The organism is Mesorhizobium sp. M8A.F.Ca.ET.021.01.1.1, from assembly GCF_003998025.1.
GTDB lineage: Bacteria > Pseudomonadota > Alphaproteobacteria > Rhizobiales > Rhizobiaceae > Mesorhizobium.
Map to the genome: position 1 here is coordinate 1 of NZ_RZSJ01000843.1, position 1,863 is coordinate 1,863.

General features: G+C 62.7%; 2 protein-coding genes. Both read right to left on the minus strand.

Going from position 1 to position 1,863, the window contains the following annotated elements:
- A partial coding sequence (locus EOA36_RS34630) for a sugar ABC transporter ATP-binding protein (protein ID WP_145969486.1) occupies positions 1-1,024 on the minus strand: 1,024 nt, incomplete at its 3' end.
- Positions 1,025-1,183: 159 nt separating this feature from the next.
- A partial coding sequence (locus EOA36_RS34635) for a substrate-binding domain-containing protein (RefSeq protein ID WP_127281155.1) occupies positions 1,184-1,863 on the minus strand: 680 nt, incomplete at its 5' end.

The window sequence follows — 1,863 nt, forward strand, 5'->3', positions numbered from 1 at the left end:
GCTTGATCGCGTCATGCTCGGAGTTGATCTGGACATCCTTGCCTTCCCACAGGACCTGGCCGGCCGACTTCTTGTGCCGGCCGTAGAGCGTGGTGACGAATTCGCTGCGTCCGGCGCCGATCAGGCCGTAGAGCCCGACGATCTCGCCGGCACGGACTGTCATCGACACGTTTTCGAAGCCCTTGCCCGAGAGGTTCCTGGCCTCGACGATCGCGGCACCCGGAGTGAAATGATCCTTGTGGTAGATTTGTTCGATCGAGCGGTTGATCATCAGCTTGACGAGTTCGGCGTCATTGGTCTCGCTGATGTTCCTGGTGCCGACCAGCGTGCCGTCGCGCAGCACCGAAACACGATCGGCGAGCTCGAACACTTCCTCCATGCGATGGCTGATATAGATGATCGTCACGCCCTCCGACTTCAGCCGGCGGATCAAGGTGAAGAGCTGGTCGGCCTCCTTGCGGGTCAGGTAGGCGGTCGGCTCGTCGAAGATCAGGAACTTGGTGCCGCGCACGGTGGCGCGGGCGGCCGCGATCAGCTGCTGCTGGCCGATGGTGAGGTCACCGAGCATGACATGCGCCGGTAGGTCGAAGCCGAGGCCGTTGATGATCCTCTGCGCGTCTTTGACCATGGCGCGCTGTTGCAGGAGGCCGAAGCGGGACTCCTCCTCGCCTAAGAACATGTTGGCGGCGACGGTGAGATGGCGGCACAGCACCACCTCCTGGTGGACGGCGTTAATGCCCAGCGCCATCGCCTCGTGCGGGGTGGCCAAAGCCGCCGGCTTGCCCTCCCAGATGACCTCGCCGGAGGTACGCGGCATGACGCCGGTCAGAAGTTTTATGAGGGTCGATTTGCCGGCGCCGTTCTCGCCGACAATGGCGTGGATCTCGCCCGCTTTGAAGGCAAGGTGCACCGGCTTCAGCGCATGGGTGCCGGGGTAGCGCTTTTCGAGGCCGTTGAGTTCGAGGATCGTCCTGCCCGGCTGCAGCGTAGGTGCCGGGTGCAGTTCCTGCGCCGTCGACGTCATAACAATCCTCCCAGATTGGTCTCAATCGTTGGGTACGCAGCGATGCGTCTTGAACACGCATCTTGAAGGCGGAGCCTAAAGCACGCAGGCGAATTTCCAAATCGTCCGATGGATGTTTCCGGGGCGACGCCGCCCCGGAAACGATTGTCGCGACGCTGCTTATTTGAGCTTCGGGTTGAGCAGCGCGTCGATCTTGGGATCCTTCATATTGGCCTTGGTAACGAGGTTCGCGCCGGTGTCGACATTCGCCTCGACCTTCTCGCCCTTCGACGCGGCGAGTGCGGTCTTGATGCCGTCATAGCCCATCCGGTACGGGTCCTGGACGACGAGGCCGGAGATGACGCCATCATTCAAGAACTTGATCAGCTTCTCGTCGCTGTCGAAGCCGATCAGCCCGACCTTGCCGGCAAGGTTGTTCTCGGCGATCGCCTGGCCGACGCCCTGCGCCATGATCAGATTGGAGGCAAAGATGCCCTTGAGGTCGGGATTAGCGGTGATCAGGTCGGTGGCGATGTTGAGGCCGGTGGTGGCCTGACCGTCGGCGTATTTGTCGGCGATAAGCTCGAGGCCCGGATACTTGGCCTTGATCTGTTCGATGAAGCCTTGCTTGCGCTGCTCGAGCGAACCAGCGCCGGGAAGCGCCGTGATCAGCGCGACCTTGCCTTCGACCTTGCCCCCATTGGCGGCACCGATGGCGGCGGCGAGACCGTCAGCGGCGACGCGGCCGCCCTGCACGTTGTCGGTGGTCAGGAAGGAGGTGAAGGCCTTGGAGTCGGCGCCAGAGTCGATGCCGATGACCTTGACCTTGGAGGCCGCCTCGTCGATCGGCTTGCCGAGCG